The sequence below is a fragment of the Streptomyces sp. NPDC041970 genome (genome assembly GCF_055588985.1).
In genome coordinates this window covers 1-2,674 of the sequence record NZ_JBVJCD010000114.1, presented here as the reverse complement: position 1 = coordinate 2,674, position 2,674 = coordinate 1, and the positions used below count along the sequence as shown (strand labels likewise).

General features: G+C 75.9%; 4 protein-coding genes. 3 read left to right on the top strand and 1 reads right to left on the bottom strand.

From position 1 onward, the window contains the following. Positions 1-127 precede the first annotated feature (127 nt). Positions 128-811, bottom strand: a complete 684-nt coding sequence (locus ACZ6EJ_RS27780) for an HSP18 transcriptional regulator (protein WP_469270956.1) — start codon at positions 809-811, stop codon at positions 128-130. Positions 812-949: 138 nt separating this feature from the next. On the opposite strand from ACZ6EJ_RS27780, the gene ACZ6EJ_RS27775 reads away from it, so the two are divergent. The 3 genes from ACZ6EJ_RS27775 (at position 950) to ACZ6EJ_RS27765 (ending at position 2,498) form a co-directional block, all read left to right on the top strand. Then, complete coding sequence (locus tag ACZ6EJ_RS27775) at positions 950-1,381, top strand: Hsp20/alpha crystallin family protein (RefSeq protein WP_469270954.1); 432 nt, start codon at positions 950-952, stop codon at positions 1,379-1,381. A 96-nt stretch (positions 1,382-1,477) separates the two neighbouring features. Beyond that, on the top strand, positions 1,478-1,924 hold the full coding sequence (locus ACZ6EJ_RS27770; protein ID WP_469270952.1) for a DUF2267 domain-containing protein: 447 nt from the start codon (positions 1,478-1,480) through the stop codon (positions 1,922-1,924). 136 nt (positions 1,925-2,060) lie between these two features. Then, a complete protein-coding gene (locus tag ACZ6EJ_RS27765; protein ID WP_469270950.1) occupies positions 2,061-2,498 on the top strand; it encodes a DUF2267 domain-containing protein in 438 nt (145 codons plus the stop codon). The last annotated feature ends 176 nt before the right edge of the window (positions 2,499-2,674 follow it).

The window sequence follows — 2,674 nt, the reverse complement described above, 5'->3', positions numbered from 1 at the left end:
CGGGCGGGGGAGCGCGGGGGCGGAGTAGCCGGGTGCCCCCCCCCCCCCCCACCCCCCCCCCCCCCCCCCCCCCCCCCCCCCCCCCCCCCCCCCCCCCCCCCCCTCCGCCGTGTGCGCCGCCCGCCGCTCAGCCGCCGCGCCGGCGGGTGGCCGTGTCCTCGCGCAGCCGGGTGGTGTGGCGGGTGAGCGTGTCGACGCGCTCCGCCAGGTGCGCGTGCTCCGGGGCGAGATGCGGTTGCAGCGCGGTGAGCGGCGTGACGAGGGCGGCGGCGTCGTCGGCGCCGAGCGCCTGGCGGAGCCGGTCCAGCGAGGGGTCCGCCGAGGCGGGGAGGTCGGGCAGCGCGGTGATCTGCCCGGCGAGCGACCGCAGGTCCGCCGCGTTGCTCCTGGCCCAACTGGTGATCGACCGGTCGGCCGCCCGGCGGTCGCGGGTGGCCCGCACCCGCTGCTCGCCGGTGCTGCCCGCGGAGCCGGGGCGCAGGCGCAGATAGCGGCGCTCCGCCGCCTGGCGGCTGGCGACGCCCAGCGGATCGGCGAGGTCGGCCCAGCTCGCCCCCGCCGAGCGGGCCGCCTCGATCAGTCCGGTCTCCCATCCCGCGAGGCGCTCCCGCACCTCCCGCAGCAACTGGAGGGAGGCCAGGGCCCGGTCGCGCCCGGCCTCCCCCGCGGCGCCGGCGGGGGCGTCCGCGCCGGCGGCGTACGCGTCGCGGACCGTCTCGTCGATGGCCTCCAGGGCCGCCGAGGCGGCGAGGAAGGAAAGGGCGTCGGGGTCGGGGCGGCGGGCCGGCCGGGGGTGGTCCGAGGGGGACACGGGAACTCCTTGGCGTACTCGGGGACTGGTGTCATCCTTTCGGCGACATTGGTGTTTGTCATCGAATGGATGACATGTTACAACGGTGTCAGGTGAAAAGCGTGGGCTACCGCCCGAGCGACTGGAGGTGTTTCCGTCATGCTGATGCGTACCGACCCCTTCCGTGAACTCGACCGGATCACCGAGCAGCTCCTGCGCCCCGGCACCTGGTCGCGGCCCTCGGCGATGCCGATGGACGCGTACCGGCAGGGCGACGAGTACGTGGTGGCGTTCGACCTGCCCGGTGTCTCACCGGACGCGATCGACATCGACGTCGAACGGAACATGCTGACCGTCAAGGCCGAGCGCCGGCCGGCGGCCGACGTCGGCGACGCGCAGATGGAGCTGTCCGAGCGTCCGCTCGGCGTCTTCTCCCGCCAGATCGTCCTGGCGGACACCCTGGACACCGAGCGCATCGACGCCGACTACGAAGCGGGTGTGCTGACCCTGCGCATCCCGATCGCCGAACGCGCCAAGCCCCGCAAGATCGCCATCGGCGGGGAAGCCCGGCGCAAGGAGATCAAGGGCTGACGGAAGCCGGCCCGTGACAGCGGCGAGGGCCGGGACGGATCTCCCCTTTTCCTCCCCGGACCCGGCTCCGCCCCACCACCCGAGGGGGCAGTTGCGGTGACCCTGCGTTGGGAAGCGTTCCTGGACCAGGTCCGCGAACGCGGAGAGTACGAGACCCGGACCGAGGCCGAACGCGCGGCGCGCGTCGTCCTGGCCCTCCTCGGCGCCCACCTGGTGGGCGGGGAGCGGGCCGAGTTGGCCGCCCGGCTCCCGGAGACCATGGCCCTGATCCTGCTCAATCCGCTCCAGGCCGCCGAACCGCTGTCCCCCGAGCGGTTCGTGCGCGCCACCGCGGCCTGGATCGAGGGAGCCACCGAGCAGACCGCCCTCTGGGACGTCGGCGCCGTCCTCAGCGTCGTCGTCGACGCGGCGGGCGACGAGCTCACCGGCCGCGTCCTTCTGCAACTGCCCGCGGGTTACGACGTTCTCTTCGGTCATTCGGGGGCAGGTGAACACCGTCGGACGGACGTCCGGGCACCCCGGAAGGCCCCCGACGACGCCTGAGCACTGCCGAGAACCATGACAACACGACCGGCGCCCGCCCCGGAAGCCGCCCGTCCGCCCCAGCGCGTGACGGCGGCCGACCGGGCGCGGTGCCGCACCGACCAAGACCAGGATGACGAGAAGGGCTTCCGCCACGATGATCCACGAACCTCGGAACGCCGACGCCCCGGCCGACACGACGGTCCACCGGCTGCTGGAGAAGATCAGATACGAAGGCGCCTACCCCACGCGGGAACGCGCCGGGCAGAGCCTCGACGCCGTGCTGACCGCCCTCGGCCGGCAGGTCGGCGGCGAGGAGCGGGTCGCCCTCGCCGCCGCGCTGCCCCGCCCCCTGGCCCGCGTCCTCACCGCCGAGGCGCCCGCCGTCGAGCAGCTCACCGGCTCCGCCTTCGTGGCCGACCTCGCCGCGCGCACCGGAGGCACCCCGGCGACCGCGCGATGGGACGCCGGGGTCGTCCTGAGCGCGATCACCGCCCTGGTGGGGGACGACCTGGTCGCTCGCGTCGTCGGCCACCTGCCGCCCGGCTACGCCCTCCTCTTCGGCCGCGCGGAACTCCTCGCCCAGGCCGCCTGACCCCTACGGCTCCGGGGGGGGGGGGGGGGAGGGGGGGGGGGGGGGGAGGGGGGGGGGGGGGGGGGGGGGGGGGGGGGGGGGGGGCGGGGGGGGGGGGGGGCGGGGTGGGGGGGGGGGGGGGCGGGGGGGCGGGGAGGTGGGGGCGTGCACACGTGTTGTGACGGCAAAAAAGGCGA

What these genes read in the sequence shown, in the direction of transcription:
- ACZ6EJ_RS27775 (WP_469270954.1), top strand. Translation starts at nt 950, where the DNA reads ATGCTGATGCGTACCGACCCCTTCCGTGAACTCGACCGGATCACCGAG.
- ACZ6EJ_RS27765 (WP_469270950.1), top strand. Translation starts at nt 2,061, where the DNA reads ATGATCCACGAACCTCGGAACGCCGACGCCCCGGCCGACACGACGGTC.